The 23,164-nt window shown below is 67.5% G+C and carries 21 protein-coding genes; 2 read left to right on the top strand and 19 right to left on the bottom strand.

Features of this window, described 5'->3' with window-relative positions; genetic code table 11:
• Nucleotides 1-66: 66 nt before the first annotated feature.
• The 19 genes from FQK05_RS14150 to FQK05_RS14060 form a co-directional block, all read right to left on the bottom strand.
• Nucleotides 67-771: a phage tail tape measure protein gene (locus FQK05_RS14150; protein WP_158967916.1), complete on the bottom strand. Its 705-nt coding sequence runs from the start codon at nt 769-771 to the stop codon at nt 67-69.
• Nucleotides 755-973, bottom strand: a complete 219-nt coding sequence (locus tag FQK05_RS14145; protein WP_158967914.1) for a rcc01693 family protein — start codon at nt 971-973, stop codon at nt 755-757. The genes FQK05_RS14150 and FQK05_RS14145 overlap by 17 nt, the downstream gene beginning before the upstream one ends.
• Nucleotides 970-1,290: a gene transfer agent family protein gene (locus tag FQK05_RS14140; RefSeq protein ID WP_158967912.1), complete on the bottom strand. Its 321-nt coding sequence runs from the start codon at nt 1,288-1,290 to the stop codon at nt 970-972. The genes FQK05_RS14145 and FQK05_RS14140 overlap by 4 nt, the downstream gene beginning before the upstream one ends.
• Nucleotides 1,291-1,294: 4 nt before the next feature.
• Nucleotides 1,295-1,708 carry a phage major tail protein, TP901-1 family gene (locus tag FQK05_RS14135; protein WP_158967910.1) on the bottom strand — a complete coding sequence of 138 codons (414 nt, stop codon included), beginning with the start codon at nt 1,706-1,708 and terminating at the stop codon, nt 1,295-1,297.
• A 15-nt stretch (nt 1,709-1,723) separates the two neighbouring features.
• On the bottom strand, nt 1,724-2,146 hold the full coding sequence (locus FQK05_RS14130; protein ID WP_158967908.1) for a DUF3168 domain-containing protein: 423 nt from the start codon (nt 2,144-2,146) through the stop codon (nt 1,724-1,726).
• Nucleotides 2,143-2,490: a head-tail adaptor protein gene (locus FQK05_RS14125; RefSeq protein WP_158967906.1), complete on the bottom strand. Its 348-nt coding sequence runs from the start codon at nt 2,488-2,490 to the stop codon at nt 2,143-2,145. Before FQK05_RS14125 ends, FQK05_RS14130 begins: the two co-directional genes overlap by 4 nt.
• Complete coding sequence (locus FQK05_RS14120; RefSeq protein WP_158967904.1) at nt 2,487-3,086, bottom strand: head-tail connector protein; 600 nt, start codon at nt 3,084-3,086, stop codon at nt 2,487-2,489. The genes FQK05_RS14125 and FQK05_RS14120 overlap by 4 nt, the downstream gene beginning before the upstream one ends.
• Nucleotides 3,087-3,281: 195 nt before the next feature.
• Nucleotides 3,282-4,463, bottom strand: a complete 1,182-nt coding sequence (locus FQK05_RS14115; RefSeq protein ID WP_158967902.1) for a phage major capsid protein — start codon at nt 4,461-4,463, stop codon at nt 3,282-3,284.
• A gap of 38 nt (nt 4,464-4,501) precedes the next feature.
• The gene (locus FQK05_RS14110) at nt 4,502-5,080 is read right to left on the bottom strand and encodes an HK97 family phage prohead protease (protein ID WP_158967900.1); all 579 of its coding nucleotides are present in this window, start codon (nt 5,078-5,080) and stop codon (nt 4,502-4,504) included.
• 24 nt (nt 5,081-5,104) lie between these two features.
• Complete coding sequence (locus FQK05_RS14105; RefSeq protein WP_158967899.1) at nt 5,105-5,344, bottom strand: GTA head formation protein, RCAP_rcc01685 family; 240 nt, start codon at nt 5,342-5,344, stop codon at nt 5,105-5,107.
• Nucleotides 5,337-6,560, bottom strand: coding sequence for a phage portal protein (locus FQK05_RS14100; protein WP_158967897.1), 1,224 nt, complete (start codon nt 6,558-6,560; stop codon nt 5,337-5,339). The genes FQK05_RS14105 and FQK05_RS14100 overlap by 8 nt, the downstream gene beginning before the upstream one ends.
• 324 nt (nt 6,561-6,884) lie before the next feature.
• Complete coding sequence (locus FQK05_RS14095) at nt 6,885-8,225, bottom strand: DNA-packaging protein (RefSeq protein WP_456064405.1); 1,341 nt, start codon at nt 8,223-8,225, stop codon at nt 6,885-6,887.
• Nucleotides 8,191-8,529 carry a hypothetical protein gene (locus FQK05_RS14090; RefSeq protein ID WP_158967895.1) on the bottom strand — a complete coding sequence of 113 codons (339 nt, stop codon included), beginning with the start codon at nt 8,527-8,529 and terminating at the stop codon, nt 8,191-8,193. Before FQK05_RS14090 ends, FQK05_RS14095 begins: the two co-directional genes overlap by 35 nt.
• Nucleotides 8,530-9,207: 678 nt before the next feature.
• The gene (gene mltG, locus FQK05_RS14085) at nt 9,208-10,368 is read right to left on the bottom strand and encodes an endolytic transglycosylase MltG (RefSeq protein WP_158967892.1); all 1,161 of its coding nucleotides are present in this window, start codon (nt 10,366-10,368) and stop codon (nt 9,208-9,210) included.
• Nucleotides 10,368-11,627, bottom strand: a complete 1,260-nt coding sequence (fabF, locus tag FQK05_RS14080) for a beta-ketoacyl-ACP synthase II (protein ID WP_158967890.1) — start codon at nt 11,625-11,627, stop codon at nt 10,368-10,370. Before fabF ends, mltG begins: the two co-directional genes overlap by 1 nt.
• A gap of 139 nt (nt 11,628-11,766) precedes the next feature.
• Entirely contained in the window at nt 11,767-12,507 is a 741-nt protein-coding gene (locus tag FQK05_RS14075) for a HisA/HisF-related TIM barrel protein (protein WP_158967888.1), read from the bottom strand.
• A gap of 123 nt (nt 12,508-12,630) precedes the next feature.
• Nucleotides 12,631-14,097: a ribosome biogenesis GTPase Der gene (gene der, locus FQK05_RS14070; protein WP_158967886.1), complete on the bottom strand. Its 1,467-nt coding sequence runs from the start codon at nt 14,095-14,097 to the stop codon at nt 12,631-12,633.
• A 343-nt stretch (nt 14,098-14,440) separates the two neighbouring features.
• Nucleotides 14,441-15,760 carry a PQQ-like beta-propeller repeat protein gene (locus tag FQK05_RS14065; protein ID WP_233270511.1) on the bottom strand — a complete coding sequence of 440 codons (1,320 nt, stop codon included), beginning with the start codon at nt 15,758-15,760 and terminating at the stop codon, nt 14,441-14,443.
• Nucleotides 15,761-15,942: 182 nt separating this feature from the next.
• Complete coding sequence (locus tag FQK05_RS14060) at nt 15,943-16,626, bottom strand: hypothetical protein (protein ID WP_158967882.1); 684 nt, start codon at nt 16,624-16,626, stop codon at nt 15,943-15,945.
• A gap of 739 nt (nt 16,627-17,365) precedes the next feature.
• Here FQK05_RS14060 and FQK05_RS14055 point away from each other — a divergent pair.
• Both FQK05_RS14055 and FQK05_RS14050 read left to right on the top strand, forming a co-directional pair.
• Nucleotides 17,366-18,760: an efflux RND transporter periplasmic adaptor subunit gene (locus FQK05_RS14055; RefSeq protein ID WP_158967880.1), complete on the top strand. Its 1,395-nt coding sequence runs from the start codon at nt 17,366-17,368 to the stop codon at nt 18,758-18,760.
• On the top strand, nt 18,757-22,671 hold the full coding sequence (locus FQK05_RS14050) for an efflux RND transporter permease subunit (RefSeq protein WP_158967878.1): 3,915 nt from the start codon (nt 18,757-18,759) through the stop codon (nt 22,669-22,671). The genes FQK05_RS14055 and FQK05_RS14050 overlap by 4 nt, the downstream gene beginning before the upstream one ends.
• Nucleotides 22,672-23,164: the final 493 nt, after the last annotated feature.

The raw sequence follows: 23,164 nt of genomic DNA, 5'->3' as shown, positions 1-23,164 counted from the left end.
GGGATCCGGCCCCCGGCATGGGGTGGCGGCGACCGGGATGCGCCGTGGCATCGCCGGTCCGCCGCCCTAGCGATTGCGGTGTCCGCGGCCCAGCATGCGGCCCATCTGCGCCGCGATCTGGCCCTGGCTGCGGCGGAAACTGCCGGCATCGGGGGTGGAGATGTTCATCGTCACGTTGACACCACCCCCACCGCTGCCGCCGGAGGCACGCACCCCAAGCTTGCCGTCGGGTCCGCGGGTCAGGGGCATGATCGCTTCCGGCCCCGCCTCGCCCATCAGGCCCGTGGCCCCCCGCATCGGAAAGGTCGTCGGGCCCGAGAAGATGCCACCTTCGGCGAAGGGCACGACACGGCCCTGGCTGAAGGGGGCGCCATCGGCAAAGGGCAGAACCCGGCCCTGCGCGAAGGCCGCGCCGTCGGCAAAGGGCAAGACGCCCCCCACCAGCTTGCCGATGCCCTTGGCCAGAAAGCCGCTCAACCCTTCGGTCGCGGGTTTCATGGCCGCGTTGTAGGTCGACCGGATCATCGATTCCGCCACCGTCTTCAGCGCGTCCGACAGCTTCATCCCGTCGGTCAGCAGCCCGTCGAAAGCCCGGCGCAGCCCGTTCGACATGCCCCGTTCGACACCGCCGATTTCCTTGCCGGTCTGCTCGAAGCTGCCGCGGATCCGCTTCAGCTCGCCATCGAAGCCCGCCGCCATCTGCGACGTGCCGCCCAGGCTGGTGCCCAGGGCATCGATGCGTTCTTCCAGCTCGTCAAACTTCTCCCACATCGGGATCTCCTTCCTGAAGGTCCGGATAGGCCGCCATCAGCGCGTCCAGCCCGGCCCGCCCCATGGGCGAGGCCTGCGCCCCGTGCCCCAGCATCAGCCGCAGTTCCGCCGGGGTCAGCCGCCAGAAGGCGGCCGGGTCCAGCCGCAGCCCGAGCATCCCCGCCCGCATCATCGCCGGCCAGTCCAGCCGCCGGGCCGTCATGTCGTCTGCGGCAGCGTGAAGGCGCGGGCCAGAAGCTCGGCCGCGGCACGGGCCGCTTCCATCGGCCCGCCTTCGATCTCGGCCGACTCCAGGTGGGCCGCGTCGATCTGCTGTCCGCCACCCTTCAGCCCGGCCAGCACCAGCGCCAGCACGTCCCGGGCGGAAAAGCGGCCCTGCTCGAACCGTTCCACCAGGTCGACCAGCGACTGTTCGCCCAGGCTCGCCTCAAGCTCGGCCAACGCACCCAGCGTCAGCTTCATCACCCGCGGTGTCCCGTCGATCACCAGGGCCACCTCCCCCGTCCAAGGATTGGCCATCGGATCAGATCGCCGAAAAGGTCAGCGCACCGGCCGACGCCAGCGAGATTTCATAGGTCGCCTCGCCGTTATGGGTGCCGGCATAGTCGATCGAGGTGATCTGGAACGCGCCTTCGACCGTACCGAAATCCGGAATGATCACCTGGTAATCGGGGGTTTCGGCGTCGAAGAAGATCACCCGGGCCCGCGCATCGGTCGTGGAATCCCGGAAGACGCCCGACCCGGACAGCGAGGCCGACTTGACGCCCGCGCCCGCCAGCAGTTCACGCCAGCCGCCCTGGCTTTCCAGGCTGGTGACATCGACGCTTTCCGCGTTGAAGCTGATCCGCGTCGCGCGCAGACCCGCCAGGGTTTCGAACACGCCGCCACCGGTCATGTCCACTTTGATCAACAGATCCTTGCCGTTCTGGGCTGCCATGTCAGGTCTCCAGCACTATTCGGGTTGGTCGTCTTCGACGCGGGCGCGGAACCGCAGGTCCACGCGCCGGCGATTGGCATTGGAGCCGTCGCGGCTGGCCGCCGCGCGCTCGAACCAGAGGCCGACAAGCCGGCCGCGGGTCAGGGTCAGGCTTGCATCCGTCAGCGCATCGCAGATTGCGGCGGCGACGGTCTTGGCCGCCTCGAACCCGGCCTCGGTCGTGACGACCGAAACGGTGAAGCGATGGGCGGCGCCGGCCCCGGTCGCATCGGACCGGTCCTCGACCTCTTCCGGGCCAAGGCTGACGAAGGTTGTGGGCACCCCGCCCGAAGGCACGGCGTCATAGATGGCAGTGCCGACCAGCGCCGTCAGGGCGGCATCGGCGCTTAGCGCCTGGAACACGGCGCGCTGCAGCGCGGGCGAGATCGCATAGGTCATTTCGCCAGCTCCTCCTGCGCGAAGCAGGTCAGGTAATGGCCGTTGGCATCGCGTTCGGCCACCGCCAGGATCCTGTAGATGCGCGTCCCTTCGCGGAACCGCCGGCCCGGTTCGGGCCGATCGGGGCTGCCCCAGGGCGCGCCGCGCACGACGATCTGGTAGTGGACCACCGACAGGGGATCGCTGGCCACGCCCCGTGCCTCGCGGCCCGATCCCGGCCGCACCTCGGCCCAGAGCTGGCCCAGGGCGACCCATTCGTCGATGAACCCCCCGGAATTGTCCGGCGTCTGCAGCGGCCCATCCAGGGTCAAAAGCCGGTTCAGATGCGGTGCGGGCGCGCTCATCTTCCGGTCCCTACCGAGATCCGCAGCGGCCGGTAGCGTTGCAGCAGACTGGTCACGCCGAAGGGCATGCAGCCCTGGTCCAGCCGCGTATCGGACCGGTTTTCATAGTAATGTGCGGCCAGCATCATCACCGCCTGCGCCAGGTCGGCGGGCATGCCGTCCCAGTCGGCCGCCAGCCCCGCCCGAAAGGCGATGCGGGCCAGGCCCCCGGTCGGGATCCGCGGTAGGTCATAGCCCGTGGCCCGCAGGCAGGGGCTGTGGAAGTCGGGTTCGAACCTGTAGAGACTGGCCGCCGCCGTCTCGGCCGTGCCGGACGCGTCCTCCAGGTCGACCGAATAGATCTGCATCACCGGGGCGACCGGCAGAACCTGCCCGTCGGGATGGCGCCAGGCAGTCACCACCAGTTCGAAATCCCGACGGATCAGCGCCTTCGCGGTGCGCGCCTCGACCGCCGCAATCGCCGCCAGCAGAAAGCCGTGCAACACCTCGTTCTGCAGGCTTTCGGTGCCAAAGCCGGTGCCCAGGCGAAGATGCGCCCGGAATTTGTCGACCGGCAGGGCGGTGTCCGGGATCGGTTCGATTTCGTTCAGTATCATCGCTTCACTCCGAAAGGTCGGACCCCGTCCAGTCGCTTGGCGCCGTCCTCCGCCGACGGCAATCAGGGGGACGGACGCACACCGCACCACGTTGCTCGGACGGAGGGGAGCAGCTAGACAACATGGAGGGTCTGTCGGCGCGCGCCCGCCGTCAGGACGGCGCGCGCATGACGCCGTCCCCTTGTGCGGAACCTCTTACGAGGTGCCGAACTTCAGAAGCTTGATTGCGGCAAAGTCGGTCACGTCGCCGCCCACGCGCTTGGTCGCGTAGAACAGGACATGCGGCTTGGCCGAGAACGGATCGCGCAGGATGCGCAGGTCCGGGCGTTCGGCGATGGTATAGCCCGCGCGGAAGTCGCCGAAGGCAATCGGGAACGTGTCGGTGCCGGCATCGGGCATGTCCTCGGCGATCAGCACCGGATAGCCCAGCAGGCGTGCCGGCTCCGCCGCGGCCAGGCCGTCGGACCACAGGAAGCGGCCGTCGCCGTCCTTCAGCTTGCGGATCAGGCCCGCGGTCTTCGAATTCATCACGAAGGTGCCGTTGGCGCGATAGACGGCCCCCAGCGCATAGACCACGTCGGCAATCGCGTCGCCGTCGCCGATGCCCCCGGCGGTGCCGGTCGCGATATAGCCGATCTTGTCCCAGGCCCAGGCCGCATCCGCCACGATGGTATGGTCCAGGAAGCCGCGCGGCTGGTCGGTGCCGTTGCCCGCGACGAATGCCGCGGCCTCGGCCCGGGCGAACTTGTCGGCGATGCGACCGGCCAGCCAGGTTTCGACATCGAAGGCGCTGTCGTCCAGCAGCCGCTGCGACGCCTTCGGCAGGGCCGACAGTTCGTGCAGCGGGATCGAGATCCGGTCCAGCTGCGGCGTGCCGCTTTCCGCGACGCTGCCTGCCTCCGTCTGCCAGCCGGAACTGACGTCGGACAGGTCGATCAGCACGTCGTAGGACGTGCTTTCCACGTTCACCACCGACGCGATGGACCGCAGCGAGGCCGAGGATTCCAGCATCGACGTGATCGTGGTCGAGGTCTGCGGATCGACAAGATAGCCGCCATCCGAATTCACGGCCGTAGTCATGCCCTTGGTGTCCAGCTCCAGCCCGCGCAGCCCGTCATCGTCGCCGGTGCGGACATAGGCGTCGAAGGCCGCCTGGTGCGGGGCCGCCGGGTCAGTGGGGCCGGCAAGCTGCGGCCGCGCCGCGAAGTGGGATTTGCGATCCAGCATAGTCAGTCGCTCTTCTGTCTGTTGGAATTTGGATTCGATGTCGTCCTGGAAGGCGCGCATGCCCTGCACGAAACCGGCCATGGCCTCTTTCACTTCGCGCAGCAGCGGTGCCCCCTGACCGGCAGCGGCCGGGGTTTCGGTCTTCGTCATCGGCGTATCCTGTACTCGGGTCCTCGATCGGTCCCGCCTCAGCGGCGGGACAGTTCCAGCCGCGCGCCCGTCAGGGCCGCCGCCAATTCGCGCAAGGTGTCCTCGGCCTCGGAGGTCGTCTCCCCCTTGGCCGCCACCCGCGCGCTGGGCAGCATCGGGAAGGTGACAAGCGACACTTCCCAAAGCTCCAGCTCGGTCAGAAGCCGCTGGCCCCTGTCGTTCTTCGTGGCCCGCCGGGTGCGATAACCGATCGACAGCCCGTCGATGGCGCCGGCGGCGACCAGCGCCGCGGCCTCGCGCCCCCGCTGGGTGCCGTCCAGCAGCCGCCCCCTGACCCAGAGGCCCCGCGCATCCTCGCGCACCGTGTCCCAGACCCCGATGGGCTGGGCCGGGTCGTGCTGCCACAGCATCTTCACCCGCCGCCCCTCGGCCTCCAGCCGCGCCAGCGACGCGGCATAGGCGCCCTTCTGGACCACGTCGCCGCCCTGGTCGGTCTCGCCGAACAAGCTGGCATAGCCCTCGATCTCGGCCTCGGCGGTCATGGTGATGCCGTCGCCGAAGCGGGCGAACTTGTGCTCAAGCCCGTATTCGGCCCCGGTCTCTGTCTGGAAAAGCATTTGCCTGTCCTTCTTGTTGGCTTTTCAGGGGTGCGGCACGGCCGCCAGGATCGACTGGAAGGCCTGCGCCAGGATCACGGCCACGACGCCATAGACCGTCAGCCAGATCCGCTTCTCCAGCCGCTCCAGCACCGCTTCCAGCTGGTCCAGCCGGCGCGACAGGTTCTCGTGATGGACCGCGGCCAGCTTCTCGTGCGCACTCAGCCGCAGGCCCGGCGCACATTCGAAACTCTCCAGCACCTGTGTCGGGATCCGTTCACCCATCGACCCCGCCCTCCGGCACGGCCGGCAGGCCCAGCAGCGCCCGCTTCTCGCCCGCTGTCAGGAAATCCGCCGCCGCCACGCGCGCCCACTGGGCATCGCGTTCGGCCGCCAGCGCGGGCACCTGGTCCAGGTCCGGCTTCAGCTCCAGCCCGACCCCGGCAAAGGCCGACAGCCAGTCCGCAAGCGCCGCCGTCACCCGGCTGACCAGCGGCAGAACCGTCAGGCGGTAAAACGCGCGATTGGCCTCCTGGTAATTGGCGTAAGTCGTGTCGCCCTGGATCCCCAAGAGCATCGGCGGCACCCCGAAGGCCAGCGCGATCTCGCGCGCCGCCGCCTCCTTGGTCTTCTGGAACTCCATGTCCGACGGACTGAACCCCATCGGCTTCCAGTCCAGGCCGCCTTCCAGCACCATCGGCCGCCCGGCATTCCGGGCCCCCTGATAGTGCATCTCGATCTCCTCGCTCAGGCGCCGGAACTGGTCGTCGGCCATGGAGCCCTGCCCGTCGCCGCCCTTCCAGACCAGCGCACCCGACGGCCGCGCCGCATTGTCCAGCAGCGCCTTCGACCAGCGAGAGGCTGAATTGTGCACGTCCACCGCCATCGCCGCCGCCTGCAGCGGCGCAAAGCCGTAATGGTCATCCTGCGGATGAAAGCTGCGGATATGGCATATGGGCAACGGCTGACCGCTGGCATCGAACCGATGCTTCCGCCCGCCGACAGCGTAATCATAGGCCATCGGCCAGCCATCGGGCCCCGGCACCACGCTCATCCGGTCGGACCGCAGCACATGAAGCTCCTCCGGCACACCGTCGGCACCGCCCACCGCCTCGATATAGGCATTCCCCGACAAGAGCAGCTGCGCATAAAGCGCCTCCAGCAGGTCGGCCCGCCCCTGGGCCGGGTTCGGCCGCTGGACCAGCGCCAGAACGGGATGCACGTCGAAACGCTGCATCCGGTCCTGCAGCACCAGCGGCAGGGCAGCGGCCGCCTCGGCGATCAGCTTCACCGACCGGAACCCCACCGGGTTTCCGGAAAAGCCCTGCTTGGTCAGGGAAACCGTATCCCGCGGGCTCCACGCCACGCGGCCGGCGCCGCCCCAGGCGATCATCGGCCCGGCCGCACTGGCCTTGAACTCGGGCGCCCCGGCCCCGGCAGCCTTCCCTGCGGGCTCGCCGCCCGCCTGCCCCGACTTGCGCCGCAGGAAATCCAGTGCCATCGCTCCACGCTCCTCGCCGTTTCCGGATCCGCGACGGTCCCGAACCGGTTCCATCGCGCTTGAGGAGGTTTTGAACCAAATTCACCAACAATCCCTGAGAGCACCGTACGGTCCTCCCCCGACCCCACCGTCCCCAAAACGAAAAGGGGCGGCCCCGCAGGCCCGCCCCCATCTTCTTCTCTTCCAAAATACCTCCGGGGGGCCGCGCACCGCGCGGCGGGGGCAGCGCCCCCAGGACCACGCCGACAAGAGCGCCGGTCCGGCTTCACCGCACCGCCCGCCACACGATCCGCAGGGTGCGTACTCGCCACGCACGGCTCACCGTCACGCCATCCGGATCCGCGGCCGCCGCCAGTCCGCTGCGGGGGCCACGATCAGCTCGTGCAGCGCCCAGACCAGCGCATCCACCCGGTCCGGGCTGCCTTGCCCCGCATATCCGCGGCTGGTCATCCGGCACATCTGGTCTTCCAGCTTCTCCAGACCCGGCGCATGGAACACCCGCCCCTGCTCGTAAAGCGCGGCCACCGGTTCCGCCCGTGCCGCCTTGCCTCGCATTGCATGGACCGATTTCATCGGCACCAGCGGATCGACCTGGCGGACGACCTCCTCGACGAGCTTGCCGCCCTGGTTGACCTCGGCCACCAGCCGGTCCGCGCCGTATATCTCCATCGCCCGGATCGCGGCCCGCGCCCAGCCCGCCGGGCTTTGGCCCTGCACCGTGCAATCCGCCAGCACCCAGGCTTGCCAGTCCTGCGGCGGCCCGTCGGTCACGGCGCCCGCCACCACGATCCCGCATTCGTCGGCCCCGGCCCCGCCGCTGACCGACGGGTCCAGTGCCACGACGATCCGGCTCAGCTTCGGTATGTCCCGCCCGTGGGTCGCCTCGATCATCGCCCCGGTCCAGAGCGCGCCCTCGACATCGCCCAGGAACAGCCCGTCCAGCTCCTGCCGCGCCAGGCGGGAGCCCGCATAGCGCGCGCGCACCTCCTCAAGGAAGCTTTGGGCCAGGTTCGCCCGGTTGGCTTCGGTCCGGGCATGGGTGACGACGGTTGACGGCGCTTCCAGCAGCTTTCGCAGGATCTCGGCGTTCCGGGGCGTGGTCGTCACGCAGACCCGCGGCCGGTCGCCCAGGCGCAGCGCGAATTGCAGCTGGTCCCAGGCCTCCTGCGCCTTCTTCCACTTGCCCAGCTCGTCCGCCCAGGCCGCGTCGAATTGCGGGCCCCGCATCGCCTCGGGGTCGGTGGCCGAAAACGCCTGCGCCTCGGCCCCATTGGGCCATACAAGGCGCCGCTCGCTGGCCCGCCATTCCGGCATCCGGTCCGGAGGGGAACAGGCCAGGATCCCGCTGTCGCCCCGGATCATCACGTCGCGCACCTGGTCGTATGTCTCGCCCACCAGGGCCACGCGCCGCGCCCGGCCGGGATCGAGGGGGCGTGCCCCCTCGACCATCGACCGGACCCATTCGGCACCGGCCCGGGTCTTGCCCGCGCCGCGCCCGCCCAGGATCACCCAGGATCGCCAGTCCTCGCGCCCCATATCCGACACAGGCGGCAACTGGTGCGGCATCGCCCAGAACTCGAACAGATAGGGCAAGGCCAAGACCTGCGGATCCGACAGCGACGACAGGAACTCATCCCTGACCGCAGCACTGGCGGAGGCGATCAAGGCGGCACCCGATCTCAAATCGTACGGTATCGAGGTCGATGGGGGCGTGCCCGCGGACAAGCCCGCGCTCGCGGTTCTGTCGTTCGACAAGGCAGATCTCCACTTTCTGGCAGGCGCGGATCAGCCCTTCGGCCGACGCCACCTGGCGGATTGACGATGTCTGGTCCCAGTCTTCCCCTGTCTCGAGCCTGATCCGCAGGTCTTCCGCCTGCTGACGGAGCCGGATGATCGACTCCTCCAGTGAACGCAGCAACTCCTCCGTCTGCTGCGTCCGGTCGTTCTCGGTGCTCAAGATCTTCTGCATGGTGGCCTCATCGCATTGGATTGGGCCTCCGCACGAGCGAGGTGAAAAACCACCCCGGGAGACCATCCCGAGGTCGTCTGACCCTTCGTCCAGCGTGCTTAAACTTCTACAAGAAACCGCACGATTTGTCAAGAATTCGGAGACGAAGTACCGCCCGCAACATTAGGAAAACATTAACTTTTCCACAAATCGAGCCTGAGATCGACGAGGCCTGCGCTGCCTTGAGCACGGACAGGCCAGGCTTGCAACGAACCACCGAAGCAACAGAAACAATTGGAAAAGTGGCGGTTCGTCGCCAGCCGCGCGGGGGCCCGGATAGGCAGCCGTACCTGGCCTTCATAAGCGCACGTTTGCTTTGGCTCACCACGAAGAGGCACGCCGTCCCCTTCACGAACCCGCCATCGCTTCTGCTGCCTGAGCCATCGGCTCCCCCGCATCAAGGGCAAGCCGCGCGTGCCGCGCGGTGCTGCGCACCCCTGACACGCGGCATCCGACGGCTCGAACCGGCAGCGCGACGGCGGCTCCGCGAAGAGGACTTCGGGGCGGGCTTCCGTTGTGGAGGCTTTTGGCGAATGTCGCGCAGCCCTTCCCCTGTCCCGTCCACACGGGGTGGGCAAGCATGGACAAGGGACAGGGCGGCGGGGCCGGGCCCACCAGACCGCGCCCCGCCGGCCCGTGTCAGTTGTTGGAGTTCTGCTGTTGCCGCTCGATCTCGCGCCAGCGGGCGACGTTGCGGTTGTGGTCTTCCAGCGTTTCCGCGAAGGCGTGACCGCCGCTGCCATCGGCCACGAAGAAGACGTACTCCGTTTCAGCCGGCTGGGCGGCGGCCAGCAGGCTGTCCAGACCCGGATTGCAGATCGGCGTGATCGGCAGGCCTTCGATCACATAGGTGTTCCACGGTGTCGGCCGCGCCAGTTCGCTTTGCCGCAGGCCGCGGCCCAGGACGCCCACGCCTTCCGTCACACCATAGATCACAGTCGGGTCCGTCTGCAGCCGCATCCCGCGGTTCAGGCGGTTCTCGAACACGCTGGCCACCTGGCCCCGCTCTTCTGGGACACCCGTTTCCTTTTCCACGATGGAGGCCAGGATCAGCAGCTCCTCGGGGTTTTGCAGGGGGATGTTCGGATTGCGGGACAGCCAGGCCTCGGTGATGCGTTCGGCCTGAAGCGATTCCATCGCCTCGATCATGACCGACCGTTCGGTGCCCGGCGTGAACTCATAGGAATCCGGCGCCAGAAGCCCTTCGGCCGGGCGTTCCGCGATCTCGCCCGTCAGGGCATCGACAGCCTTCAGCCCTTCGACCACCTGCCAGCTGGTCACGCCTTCGGCGACGGCCACGCGGAACCGCGTGTCGGACGCATTGCGCACCTGGGTATAGGCCGCCGGCACATCCTCCGCGCCCGGCTCGAACACCGTGCGTTCGATATAGCGCTGGGTCTGCGGGTCCAGTTCCCGGACCAGAACCGTCGTGCGCACCACGCCGATCCGGTAGACGATTTCCGTCCCGCAGGTATTGGCCCCGCCACGGGTGATCTGGTCGACCAGCGCCGCCATCGAGGTGCCCGGTTCCACCAGGTAGCTGCCGGCCTTCAGGTCGTCCGACTTGCCCTGGTAATCCGCCCCGACCCGGAACAGCGACCCGCTGGAAATCGCGCCCTGCTCGGCCAGCCTTTCGCTCACGCTTGAAAAGCTGGCCCCGCTGGGCACGCGGAAACAGATCGCCTGGTTCAGCGGCCCTTCGGCCACATACTGACGCTGTCCCCAGATGATCGTGCCCGCCAGAAGGAACAGGCCCACGATCAGGAAGCTGATCATGTTCGAGGCGAGGCTGCGCCACATCAGGCGGTTTTCCCGAAGATCACCGATGCGTTGGTGCCGCCAAACCCGAACGAATTCGACAGCGCATAGTTGATTTCACGCTCGCGCTTGGCGTTCGGCGCAAGGTCGATGGGAGTTTCGACTGCGGGGTTGTCCAGGTTGATCGTCGGCGGCGCCACCTGATCGCGGATCGCGAGGATCGAGAAGATCGCCTCGATCGCACCGGCCGCGCCCAGAAGGTGCCCGGTGGACGACTTGGTCGAGCTCATGGTCACCTTGTCCGCCGCATTGCCCAGCAGCCGCTCCACCGCGCCCAGCTCGATCGTGTCGGCCATTGTCGAGGTGCCATGCGCGTTGATGTAGTCCAGATCGCCCGGCGTCAGGCCCGCCCGCGCCAGCGCGGCGCGCATAGACCGTTCGCCGCCATTGCCGTCCTCGGACGGGGCGGTGATGTGATAGGCGTCGCCCGACAGGCCATAGCCCAGCACCTCGGCATAGATCTTGGCGCCGCGGGCCTTGGCATGTTCGTAATCTTCCAGCACCACGATGCCCGACCCTTCGCCCATGACGAAACCGTCGCGGTCGACGTCATAGGGGCGGCTGGCGGCCTGGGGGTTGTCGGCGAACTTGGTCGACAGCGCCTTGCAGGCGTTGAAGCCCGCGATGCCGATGCCGCAAATCGCGGCCTCGGCCCCGCCGGCGACCATCACGTCGGCATCGCCCAGCATGATCAGCCGCGCCGCATCGCCGATGGCATGGGCGCCGGTCGAACAGGCGGTCACGACCGAATGGTTCGGGCCCTTGAAGCCGAAGCGGATCGACACCTGACCCGAGATCAGGTTGATCAGCGCGCCCGGGATGAAGAACGGCGACACCCGCCGCGGGCCCCGTTCGGCCAGCAGGAGCGAGGTCTGTTCGATGGACCCCAGACCGCCGATGCCGGACCCGATCATCACGCCGGTGCGCAGCAGGTCCTCTTCGGCCGTGGGCAGCCAGCCCGCATCCCTGCATGCCATCTCGGCCGCGGCCAGACCGTACAGGATGAAGTCGGCAACCTTGCGCCGTTCCTTCGGTTCCATCCAGTCGTCGGCGTTGAAGGTGCCGTCCGTGCCGTCGCCCAGGGGCACCTCGCACGCGTAAGTGGTGGTAAACCCGGTCGTGTCGAATCGAGTTATGGGACCGCCACCGGACTGGCCGGCCAGCAGACGTTCCCAGGTCTTTTCCACCCCGCTGGCGAGCGGTGTCACCAGCCCCAGCCCTGTCACGACAACTCTGCGCATGGCCTGCCCTCATGTTCTTGGCGTTTCAGCACCCGCTCTTACCCTGTGGGCGCGGGGGTGGGCAAGACCGCACCCTCGCCGCGCGTGCAAACCGCCGCCGGCCGGCACTTTCGTCTGCAGGATGTCACCGGTGGAACGGTCAGATGAACTCTGCGACACCGGCGCTGTCGACATGGGCCACGGCATGGGCGGCGGCCAGGTCGAAGGTGCCGCGGAGCAGCGGATCGCCCAGAAGCGCGGCCGCGATCCCCGGCACATAGGCCAGGCGCGACAGGTCATCCAGGCTGTTGACGATGCCATCGGCCTGGATCGGCGCCCAGGCGCCACGGGCCAGGTCGGCCACTTTGGCAATCCGCGCCTCGACGTCCTCGGTCGCCCCCAGCGCCGTCAGGGCTATACCGGCCAGCGGCACGGGGCGATAGAAGTCCATCAGTTCTTCCGGGGCGATGGCGCAGGTATAGGCCCGCCCATGCGTGACCACCTTCCCGTCGAAGAGGTCAAGCGCCACGACGATCTGGTCGGGATGCCACTTGGCCAGGGCCGCGACCAGCTCGGGTTCCCACACGGCCAGCGTGCCCACGATCACCCGGGCCGCGCCGCGGTCGATCCGGCGTTCGACCCGGGCACGGGACCGCAGTCCCCCGCCCACGTCGACCGGGATGCCGGCGCGGCGGATAATCTCGTCGATGACGGTATCGTCGGCATCTTCGCCTATGGCGGCGCCGCGGTCGGTCACCCGCAGCCGCTCCGCCCCTTCGGCGGCCCAGCGGCAGGCCATCTCGACCGGATCGACGGACCATGGCGTGGGTTCGACCGCGCTGCCGGCGGGACGCGACACGCAGCGGCCGCCCAGAAGTTCGATGACAGGAACGATCTGCATGGCTTCGCCCTCCACCGCCGGCCGGCGCAGCTTTGACGCAGCTTTTCAGACTGCCCGGCGACTCGGCATCGGGGACAAATCTAGCACAGCTTCACCGCACCGCCTATGACGGTGCGGTAAAGGCTATTTCTTCAGGTGCTTCCGCAGGCGGCTGGGCCCCGGCTTCTTGCGGTTCTTGTAGGGGTTCTTGTCCGCCTGGCTGCGCATCGTCAGCCGGATCGGTGTGCCGGGCATGTCGAACGCCTCGCGCAGACCGTTCACCAGATACCGCGAATAGGCATCCGGCAGCAGTTCCGGGGCCGAGCACATGGCGACAAAAGCAGGCGGCCGTGCCTTCACCTGGGTCATGTAGCGGATCTTGATCCGCCGCCCGCCCGGCGCGGGGGGCGGGTGCTGGGCCAGCATTTCCGCCAGCCAGCGGTTCAGCCGCGCGGTGGTGATGCGCGAATTCCAGACCTCGTGCGCCCGCATGATCGCGTTGTACAGGCGATCCATGCCCTGCCCCGTCTTGGCCGACACGGTCACCAGGGGCGCGCCCCGCAGCTGCGGCAGCAGACGTTCAAAGGATTCCTTCAGCGCCTTCAGCTTTTCCTGCTTCTCGTCCTCGACGTCCCACTTGTTGACGGCGACGACGACGGCCCGGCCTTCCCGTTCTGCCAGGTCGGCAATCCGCAGATCCTGACTTTCAAAGGGAATCGCGGCGTCCAGCAGGACCACGACGACCTCTGCAAAGCGCACCGCCCGCAGACCGTCGCCGACCGAAAGCTTCTCCAGCTTCTCCTGCACCTTCGCCTTCCGCCGCATGCCGGCGGTGTCGAAGATACGCATATGCGTGCCCTTCCACTCGGTCCGGACGGAAATGGCATCGCGGGTGATCCCGGCCTCGGGGCCTGTCAACAGGCGGTCCTCGCCCAGGATCTTGTTCACCAGCGTGGACTTGCCCGCGTTGGGCCGGCCGATGACGGCGATCTGCAGCGGGCGCGTGGCGGTGATCGGCCGGACCACCGGAGTATCGCTTTCCGCATCGAAGCTGCCGTCATCCTCGGGCAGGTCGACATCGGTCTCGGGCATGGCCTGCTCTGCCGCGGCGGCCAGTTCGTCGGCCACGGGCATCAGCAGCCTGTAAAGCTCCATCATGCCTTCGCCATGTTCGGCCGACAGGCGGACCGGTTCGCCCAGGCCCAGTTCCCAGGCCTCGATCACGCCGGCATCGGCGGCGGATCCTTCGGCCTTGTTCGCGGCCAGGATCACGTGGGCCGACCGTTTGCGCAGGATCTCGGCAAAGATCCGGTCGGCGGGCGTGACGCCCGCACGCGCGTCGATCAGGAACAGGCAGATGTCGGCCATGTCAACCGCACGCTCGGTCAGGCGGCGCATCCGCCCTTCCAGGCTTTCGTCGGTGGCCATTTCCAGCCCGGCGGTGTCGACGACGGTAAAGCGCAGGTCGGCCAGGCGCGCATCGCCCTCGCGCAGGTCGCGCGTGACGCCGGGCTGGTCGTCGACCAGCGCCAGCCGCTTGCCGACCAGGCGATTGAACAGCGTGGACTTGCCCACATTGGGCCGCCCCACGATGGCGAGGGTAAAGGACATCGGACGCTTTCCGGAGCTTCGGGATCAGGCGGGCTCCATACCGCATAAGATGCGCCACGGAAAGCACCCAAAACCATCGCCCCTTCCCACACCCGAAATGGTCCTCTTCGCGGAGCCGCCGTTGCGCTGCCGGAAAGGGCCGTCGAGGGGGGGAGCGTCAAGGGTGCGCAGCACCGCGCGGCCCGCGCGGCCTGCCCTTGATGCGCTCCCCCGGATGGCTCAGGCAGCAAAAGCGATGGCGGGTTCGTGAAGAGGACCCCTCTTCGTGGTGAGCAAGAGCCCCTCGACATCCGGCAATCCGAGCGGCAATCCGGGACCGGACCGCCCGACGCCCCCTTTCGCTTTACCGATAGGCGTGCAGCACGCCCTTGCGCGAGACGACATACATCGTCTGTCCCGCCACGACTGGCGCCGTGGCCGCCCCGCCCGGGATCTCGACCGTGCGGGTGATGGCGCCGCTGACCGGATCGACGAACCGGATCTGCCCGTCCGAGGACGAGGTGACGATCCGCCCGCCCGCCAGGATGGGCCCGTAATTTGCATAGATCTTGCCACGCCGGCGGGGCCGGTCCTTGACATAGCCCGGCAGTTCCGTGGCCCAGATCGGCGCCCCATCAGAGGCGTTCACCCGGATCAGCTGGTGACGGTCGGTCACCAGAAACAGCGATCCACCCACCGGCCAGACCGGTCCCAGCGCGCCTTCCTGCGCCGTCCACAGGCGGCTGCCGCTGGTGGCGTCGAAGGCCACCAGACGGCCGGAATGGTTGCCGGCGTAAACCTTGTTGCCATCCACCACCGGGCTGCCGGTCACGTCGGAAATCCGCGACACCGCGCGGCCCAGCCGCTGACCCGAAACCGAGGCCGACCAGCGCCGAAGCCCGCCCTGCCGGAACACGGCCACCAGGTCGCCCGATCCGAAGGCAAAGATCGCATAGCGTCCGGCGATGACCGGCGCGGGTCCGCCCAGGACATTCGCCACAGACGGCGCGCCCGCGAACTGCCAGGCGATCCGGCCCGTCTTCGTCTCGACCGCCCAGCCGGTGTCGTCCCCCGACACGAGATAGACCAGTCCGTCCGAAACCATCGGCGTTCCGTTGCCGGTACCGCCCAGCTTCTTTTGCCAGCGCGGCTGGCCCGACACGGCATCCAGCGCCGTCAGGTTGCCATAGCCGGAGGACACGTAGAGCGTCCCGTCGCTCAGGGCCAGGCCGCCGCCCGTGGCCGAGCCTTCGGATTCGCCCGCGGGAATCACGTCGCGGCTCCAGACCGTCTGCCCGGAGAGCGACGTCGCCGTCACCCGCGCGCCTGCATCCAGGGTGTAGATCATGCCGCCGCCCACGACCGGGGTCGCGGTGATCCGTTGCCGGCGGGTGTCGGCCTTGCCGATATTGGCCTGCCAGATCTGCTGCGGCGCTGCCCCCAGTGCCGCATTCGCCACGCGATTGACCGGCATGCCGAAGCTTTGCGCCCAGGACGCGTTCGTCACCTGACCGGGCAACGAGATCGGAAGGGCCTTGTTGGCGGCCTCGACCGCACCCATCTCGGGCGCCGGTGCGCCGCCACCGCCAACCACGGTACGGACGTCCTGCCGCTGTCCGGGAAGGATGACTTCCTTCTCCTCGCAGGCGGCCAGCACCATGAGCGCGGCGATCAGTCCCGCCATGGCGGTCCGCGAAAGCAAAGTCGGTCCTGTCATGTTCTGCCCGTTATCGTTCGCGTCTGCGCTGCGCCTGCGGCGATTTCCCGCCCCGTCGTCGCTGCCGGATTCCGTTTCGCGGTGGCGACCGACCCGTCAAGGCCCCTGCCATGCGGCTTGCCTGCGCCCCGTACCTCAAGCACCCGGCGTCAGCCCGCAAAGCCGGGCACGCCGTCCGGCGTCCCACCCAGGGCCACAATCACCTGCACGACGCGCTGTTGCAAGCGATCGGTAAGGTCCGCGTCCACCAGAATGGCCTGCAGGCGGTCGATTGCCACGTCGGGCTTGCCTTCGGCGATGTCCATCAGCGCCAGTTGTTCCTCGGCCAGAAGACGCAGCGGAGCGCCCGGCGTGGCCAGCGCCTCGAAACCGGCGCGCCGCTCGGCCGCATCCAGGCCCGATTCCGGCAGGATCAGCGCCTTGAACTGCGCGATCTGGCGATAGATCTCCGGCAGCGCACCAGAGGCTGCGACCGTGTCGAGCCCGGCCATCGCGGCGGCCGATGCCCCCGCCTCGGCCTCTGCCCCGGCCGCCATCATCCGCACGATGGCGGCGCCATCGGGATCCGAGGCCGCGAAATCGTCGGCCACCTGTGCCAGCGCGGTGGCGCGGCCGGCCGGCGTCTGTTCTTCCATCGCGGCCAGTGCCGCATCCCCCAGTGCCTGCGCAGAGGAAGCCGCCGCAGACTTGCGGTATTCGTTATAGGCAGCGGCAGCCACCAGCAGGACGACGGCCAGGATCGCGATCCAGCCATAGCGGCGCATCAGCGCGAACAGACGGTCGCGGCGAACCTCTTCGGTCACCTCGTCGATGAAACTGTCGGCGTCGCTCATCTGGGGCTGGGCCTCCCTGAATCTGGTCCCTGGCGCGCATCCGGAACCGGCCCGGTTCCGCGCATCTTCACAGGCAAGCCATTGACGATCCAAGTGCGGATCGGCCCAATGGCGCCCTGTTCCGGCCCTCATACTCTGCCATGCGGGCCAAGCCAAGGCGCCGAAATCGTCCCGTCCCGAATTGCTGCCGCGAAATGACCTTACGGCAATTGCAATCCGCACGGGAAATTTTCTTGATCTGAACTGTTCAGTTCAGCGTATTGGCCCCTATATGGCGACAAGAGCTTTCGGGCACGGCGGGCCTACCGCCGGTTGCGTCTGCCACGGACGATTTCAGAAGCCGGCAACAGGGTGATCTGACCATGCCTTCCGACGACGGGGCGATCCTGCTGCAGCGCAGCACCGACCGACCTCAACCCAGCGCACGCAAGGTCGCCCGGAAGGGCGGCGCGACGTCGCTGGAACCAACGGTTCGCCAACAGGCCCTGACGCCGCCCCGCCCCGGCCGATCCCCAGACATTTCGCCGCTACGCAGCATCGCGCGCGAGTCCGCTGTGGCATTTTGCACGTTTTCGTGGCAAGAACGTCCCGGGAACATGCGCCTGCCTGCCGTCACCGGGGCCATATGGGTCCGCGCCAGCCGAATGTCATCGGCCCGCGCCGACCTCTTGGCAATGCCGGGGCACCTCTTGGCAAAAGCGGCCGAACCGCACCAACGACATCTTCAGGACCATCGTATATGCGACTGATTCCCATCCTCACCGCCACTTTGGTGATGTTCGTGCTTTACGTGGGCGTGTTCCAGCGCGATGCGTTGATGGCCTTCGCCCGCGGAGAGCTGACCCTGGCCGAGGCCGCCGCCGACGCCAAGTCGGGTTCCGCGGGGGAAGATCCCGTACGGACAGCCGCCGTCGGGTCGCCGACCGTTACAGACGCGTCGCCAACCGCCACGGACGCGACACCGGCCGCGACTTCGCCCGCCGAGCCTTCGGGCCAGAATGCTGCAGGCACCCCCCGCGAAGGCGCGGTGGCCGTCGTCGCCCTGAAATCCCTTGCCCAGACCGTGGACAGCGCCGTTATCCTGCGCGGCCAGACCAAGGCCGCCCGCCAGGTCGAGGTCCGGGCCGAAATCGCGGCACCGGTGATTTCCGAACCCCTGCGCAAGGGCGCTTTCGTCAAGGCAGGCGACGTGCTGTGCCGGCTGGATCCGGGCTCTCGGGCCGAGGATCTGGTCCAGGCCAAGGCGGCCCTGACCCAGGCAATCAGTCAGGGACCCGAGGCGCTGGCCCGGATCGAGGAAGCCAAGGCACTGGCCGAACAGGCCGATATCGACCTGAACGCGGCCGAAAAGCTGTCGCAGGGCGGCTATGCCTCGACCAGCACGCTGGTGGCGCGGCGGGCGACGAAACGGTCGGCCGAAGCCCGGATCGCCGCGGCCGAAAGCGGCGTGGACGCCAACAAGGCCGCCATCGAGGCCGCGAAGGCCACGCTCGCCAAGGCCGAGCGCGAGATCGAGCGGCTGGAGATCGAGGCCCCCTTCGACGGGCTTCTGGAAACCGACGCGGCCGAACTGGGCAGCCTGCTGCAACCCGGATCGCTTTGCGCGACGGTGATCCAGCTGGATCCGATCAAGCTGGTGGGCTTCGTCCCCGAAACTGATATCGGCCGGGTCGAGATGGGCGCCCCTGCCCAGGCCCGCCTGATCAACGGCGACGTGGTCACCGGCCGGGTCAGCTTCATCGGCCGGTCGGCCGACCCGACGACCCGCACCTTCCTGACCGAGATCACGGTTCCCAACAAGGATCTGAAGATCCGCGACGGGCAGACCGCCGATATCGCGATTTCCGCGGCAGGCAGCCATGCCCACAAGCTGCCGCAATCAGCGCTGACGCTGAACAATGACGGCGCCCTGGGCGTCCGAACGGCCGAGGCCGACGGGCTGGCGGGCTTTCACAGGGTGAAGCTGATTCGCGACGAACCCGACGGCGTCTGGGTCACCGGTCTGCCGGACGAGATCGACGTGATCGTGGTGGGCCAGGACTTCGTGACCGCTGGTGTCCCCGTCACCGTAACCTATGACGACCAGATCCACGCCAACCACAAAGGCGGAGACCAGTCGGAGAGCAAGCCATGACCGGCATCGTCAGCTGGGCCGCGTCGCGGGCGCGGATGGTCATCGCCTTCATCGTACTGTCGATCGTGATCGGCGGCGCGGCCTATGTCAGCCTGCCGAAGGAGGGCGAGCCGGATATCGAGATCCCGGCGCTGTTCATCTCGGTCCAGTTTCCCGGCATCTCGGCCGAGGACAGTGAAAGCCTGCTCGTCAAACCGATGGAGACGGAGCTGGCCGACCTGGACGGGCTGGACAAGATGACCGCCACCGCGGCGGAAAACTATGCCGGCATCGCGCTGGAGTTCGAGTTCGGCTGGGACAAGACCGCCACCATGGCCGATGTCCGCGACGCAATGAACGCGGCCCAGGCCAAGTTCCCCGCCGGCGCGGAGCAGTACACGATCACCGAGATCAACTTTTCCGAATTCCCCATCGTCATCGTCAACCTGACCGGCCCGGTGCCGGAACGGACGATGACCCATGTCGCCAAGGACTTGCAGGACGAACTTGAATCTCTGGACGCCGTTCTGGAGGCGGGGCTGGCCGGCAACCGGGACGAGATGGTCGAGGTGGTGATCGATCCCCTGCGGCTGGAGGCCTACAATGTCACCGCGGCGGAACTGATCAACGTCGTCCAGAATAACAATCAGCTGATCGCCGCGGGCGAGGTCGAAAGCGACCAGGGCAAGTTTTCGGTCAAGATCCCGGCGTCGTTCAAGACTGCCAGCGACATCTACTCCCTGCCGGTAAAGACCAACGGCGACCGCGTCGTGACGCTGGGCGACCTGGCCGAGATCAACTTTACCTTCGAGGACCGGAAAGGCACCGCCCGTTTCAACGGCGAGAACACGGTCGCCCTGCAGGTGGTCAAACGCAAGGGCTACAACATCATCGACACGGTCGAGCTGATCAAGGCGACCATCGCCGAAGCCCGTACCGAATGGCCGCCCGAATTGCAGGCGGTGGTTGAGGTCGGCACCTCGAACGATCAAAGCCGGACGGTGGGATCGATGGTCAGCCAGCTGGAAGGGTCGGTGCTGACCGCCGTGGCGCTGGTGATGATCGTGATCCTGGGCGCGCTTGGGACACAGGCGGCGCTTCTGGTGGGATTCGCGATCCCGACCTCGTTCCTTCTGACCTTCGCGTTCCTGGCGGTGATGGGCGTGTCGATTTCCAACATCGTCATGTTCGGCCTGATCCTGGCGGTGGGCATGCTGGTCGACGGCGCCATCGTGGTCGTCGAATACGCGGACGCCAAGATCAAGGAAGGTGTCGGCCCCATGCACGCCTATGTCGAGGCGGCGCAGCGAATGTTCTGGCCCATCGTGTCGTCCACCGCGACGACGCTTTGCGCCTTCCTGCCGATGCTCTTCTGGCCCGGCGTCCCGGGCGAGTTCATGGGGATGCTGCCGGTCACGCTGATCTTCGTGCTGTCGGCCTCGCTGGTGGTGGCGCTGATCTACCTGCCGGTCATGGGCGGCGTGTCGGGCCGGCTGACGCGGGCCTTCGGCCGGGCCTCGGACGCGCTGCGCCATTCCCTGCCCTGGATCGTCCGTGCCGTTCTGGTGATCCCCTTCGCCTACGGCATCTTCATCGGCGCGATGCAGCTTCTGAACCCGTTCTACCTGCTGCCCGCGCCCGAAGGGCTGGACACCGCGTCGGGCCAGCCCGCGGGCGTGATCCTGGGGACGGTGGTCTTCCTGGCGTCGGCCTTCCTGACATCGATCTTCATGGGGTCGGTCAAGGTGGAACGGCAGGCGCGGAAGGTGCGCACGACGCACGGCTACACACCCTTCGGCTGGTTCATCAAGCTGATGGTCGGCAACCCGGTCATGCCGGTCTTGGCCGTGCTTATGGTGGCGTTTGGCGTCTATGTCACCTTCACCAGCTATCTGGAAAACCAGCTGGGCGTGGAATTCTTCGTCGAAAGCGAACCGGAACAGGCCACGGCCTATGTCCGGGCGCGGGGCAACCTGTCTCTGGCCGAAACCGACGCCATGGTGCGCGAGACCGAGGCCATCATTGCCGCCCACCCGGCCGTGATCAACGTCTTTGCCTTTGCGGGCGACGGCGGGCTGGACACCGACCGCTCCGGCAGCCAGACGCCCCCCGACACCGTGGGACAGGTCCAGTTCGAGATCATCCCGTGGGAAGACCGCCCGACCAGCAAGACCGACTATTTCGGTGGCCTCTTCACCAGCGAAGCGACGATCCCCGAATATGACGGCGATTTCGTGCTGGACGAATTGCGGGCGGATCTGGCGGACATCCACGGCTTCAAGGTCGAACTGAACCCGCTGGCGCAAGGTCCGGGCAGCGGCAAGCCGATCCACCTGCGCCTGAAGGGCAACGACTGGAACAACCTGACCGCAGCCACCAACCTCGCACGCGAGAAATTCGCCGAGACCCCGGGCCTGATCGATATCGAGGACAGCCTGCCCCTGCCCGGTATCGACTGGCAGATCAACGTCGACGTCGAAAAGGCCGGCCGCTTCGGCGCCGATGTGGCCATCGTGGGCGCCATGGTGCAGCTGGTGACCCGCGGCATCCTGCTGGACACGATGCGGGTCGACAGTTCGGACGAGGAAATCGACATCCGCGTCCGCCTGCCCGACCAGGACCGCGTGCTGTCGACGCTGGACACGCTGAAGGTCCGCACTGCCGACGGGCTGGTGCCGCTGTCGAACTTCATCACAAGGACGCCGGTCAAGAAGCTCGCCAAGATCAGCAGGATCGACCAGAAGCGGTTTTATGACGTGAAGGCCGACTTCATTCCCGGCCTGAACATCGTGCAGCTTGTGCCGCCGCCGACCGATGACGGCCCTGCCGGCCCCCCTCGGGACATCGGTTTCGGCAAGAAGCTGACGCCGGCAGAGGTCGCGAACGGCATCACCCCGACGGTCACAGGGCATGTGACGCTGAGCATCTTCCAGAAGGTCATGAACGCGATCGGCCTGTCGAACACGCCGGACACGATCTACTACCAGCTTGATCAGCTGGCGCCTTCCGTGGATCTGGCGCAGGTCCAGGAAGAGGCCAACGCAGGCGGGAAGTTGAGGATCGTTCCCGTGAACGCGAACGAACGGATCCAGGTGCTGACCAAGTGGCTGGAAGACAGTCCCCTGCCCGTGGGCATCGAATGGGAATGGACCGGCGACCAGGAGGAGCAGGAGGAAAGCGCCGCCTTTCTGGGCAAGGCCTTCGCGGGGGCGCTGGGGCTGATGTTCATCATCCTGCTGACCCAGTTCAACAGCTTCTACAACTCGGTGCTGGTGCTGCTGGCGGTGATCCTGTCGACACAGGGCGTGCTGATCGGGATGATGGTCATGCACCAGCCGTTCTCGATCATCATGACCGGGACCGGGATCGTGGCGCTGGCCGGGATCGTGGTGAACAACAACATCGTCCTGATCGACACGTACCAGGAATATTCCCAGTACATGCCGCGGATCGAAGCAATTATCCGCACCGCCGAGAGCCGCATCCGCCCGGTGCTGCTGACCACCATCACCACGATGGCGGGCCTGGCACCGATGATGTTCGGGCTGTCGCTCGACTTCATCAACGGCGGCTATTCCATCGACAGCCCGACGGCGCTGTGGTGGAAGCAGCTGGCGACCGCGGTGGTCTTCGGCCTGGGCGTGGCGACCGTACTGACGCTGATCGTCACGCCCTCGCTTCTGGCGCTGCGGGTCTGGGCCGGCACGATCCTGGCCTTCCTGGGCCGGCTTCTGGCGCGGATCACGCGCGGGGCCTCCAGCCGGATCGCCAATGACATGCGCCTCCGCCGCCGCGCTCGGAAGCTCGACGCGACCGAAATCGTCTGGGGCGAGGAAGTGACCGCCCCCGAACACGATCCGCGCCTGCGGCCGCTGGACACCAGCGACGACCGGAACCGCGGACATCATTCGCCGCTTCGTGCGGCCGAATAGGCCCCTTCTCCAGAGGGGCCGACCTTCAAGGCCAACCTCGGCCGGGTGCGTGCCGCAAGGCGCGCACCCGTTTGTCCGTTTGGGGCGCGCCCCGGACCAGCGCAAGGCCGGAACCGCGACGGGCCGGATGCGCCCGGACGCCAGCCGACAGGACCGACCCCCATCAGCAAAACCATGAGGCCGGCGCAGCGGCGTCACGACCGCAGCCCTTGCCCCTGTCCTTTGGGCGTCGCCGGTTTCCGACCGCTTCGTTCCTTCCGAAACGGGGCCTATCGCTGCCGGATCGCCACAGACCAGAGGCGCGACCTGAACCATGGTAAAGACCGAGGATCCCTGCCCGCCCGATCCGGTCGACCGACAGCCGGGGCGCAATCAGCAGGACTACGGTCCTTCAGGACGAAAGCTGCGCCGCAAAGGCCGCCGGCACAGGTGCCAACAGGAATCCCATGCCGGATCGCGGGACTGTGCGTCCACTTCGAAAAGGGCCCGATCC

It is taken from the genome of Chachezhania sediminis, from assembly GCF_009765275.1.
GTDB classification, from domain to species: domain Bacteria; phylum Pseudomonadota; class Alphaproteobacteria; order Rhodobacterales; family Rhodobacteraceae; genus Chachezhania; species Chachezhania sediminis.
Note: the sequence above shows the minus strand (reverse complement) of the source record. Positions and strands in the feature narration are given on the sequence as shown.

Coding starts and splice junctions, on each gene's coding strand:
- fabF (WP_158967890.1), bottom strand. CDS start 11,627: ATGCGCAGAGTTGTCGTGACAGGGCTGGGGCTGGTGACACCGCTCGCC.
- der (WP_158967886.1), bottom strand. CDS start 14,097: ATGTCCTTTACCCTCGCCATCGTGGGGCGGCCCAATGTGGGCAAGTCC.
- FQK05_RS14100 (WP_158967897.1), bottom strand. CDS start 6,560: ATGGCACTGGATTTCCTGCGGCGCAAGTCGGGGCAGGCGGGCGGCGAG.
- FQK05_RS14125 (WP_158967906.1), bottom strand. CDS start 2,490: ATGAGCGCGCCCGCACCGCATCTGAACCGGCTTTTGACCCTGGATGGG.
- FQK05_RS14145 (WP_158967914.1), bottom strand. CDS start 973: ATGACGGCCCGGCGGCTGGACTGGCCGGCGATGATGCGGGCGGGGATG.
- FQK05_RS14120 (WP_158967904.1), bottom strand. CDS start 3,086: ATGATACTGAACGAAATCGAACCGATCCCGGACACCGCCCTGCCGGTC.
- FQK05_RS14150 (WP_158967916.1), bottom strand. CDS start 771: ATGTGGGAGAAGTTTGACGAGCTGGAAGAACGCATCGATGCCCTGGGC.
- FQK05_RS14050 (WP_158967878.1), top strand. CDS start 18,757: ATGACCGGCATCGTCAGCTGGGCCGCGTCGCGGGCGCGGATGGTCATC.
- FQK05_RS14065 (WP_233270511.1), bottom strand. CDS start 15,760: ATGGCGGGACTGATCGCCGCGCTCATGGTGCTGGCCGCCTGCGAGGAG.
- FQK05_RS14110 (WP_158967900.1), bottom strand. CDS start 5,080: ATGCTTTTCCAGACAGAGACCGGGGCCGAATACGGGCTTGAGCACAAG.
- FQK05_RS14060 (WP_158967882.1), bottom strand. CDS start 16,626: ATGAGCGACGCCGACAGTTTCATCGACGAGGTGACCGAAGAGGTTCGC.
- FQK05_RS14075 (WP_158967888.1), bottom strand. CDS start 12,507: ATGCAGATCGTTCCTGTCATCGAACTTCTGGGCGGCCGCTGCGTGTCG.
- FQK05_RS14130 (WP_158967908.1), bottom strand. CDS start 2,146: ATGACCTATGCGATCTCGCCCGCGCTGCAGCGCGCCGTGTTCCAGGCG.
- FQK05_RS14135 (WP_158967910.1), bottom strand. CDS start 1,708: ATGGCAGCCCAGAACGGCAAGGATCTGTTGATCAAAGTGGACATGACC.
- FQK05_RS14140 (WP_158967912.1), bottom strand. CDS start 1,290: ATGGCCAATCCTTGGACGGGGGAGGTGGCCCTGGTGATCGACGGGACA.
- FQK05_RS14090 (WP_158967895.1), bottom strand. CDS start 8,529: ATGCAGAAGATCTTGAGCACCGAGAACGACCGGACGCAGCAGACGGAG.
- FQK05_RS14115 (WP_158967902.1), bottom strand. CDS start 4,463: ATGACGAAGACCGAAACCCCGGCCGCTGCCGGTCAGGGGGCACCGCTG.
- FQK05_RS14105 (WP_158967899.1), bottom strand. CDS start 5,344: ATGGGTGAACGGATCCCGACACAGGTGCTGGAGAGTTTCGAATGTGCG.
- mltG (WP_158967892.1), bottom strand. CDS start 10,368: ATGTGGCGCAGCCTCGCCTCGAACATGATCAGCTTCCTGATCGTGGGC.
- FQK05_RS14055 (WP_158967880.1), top strand. CDS start 17,366: ATGCGACTGATTCCCATCCTCACCGCCACTTTGGTGATGTTCGTGCTT.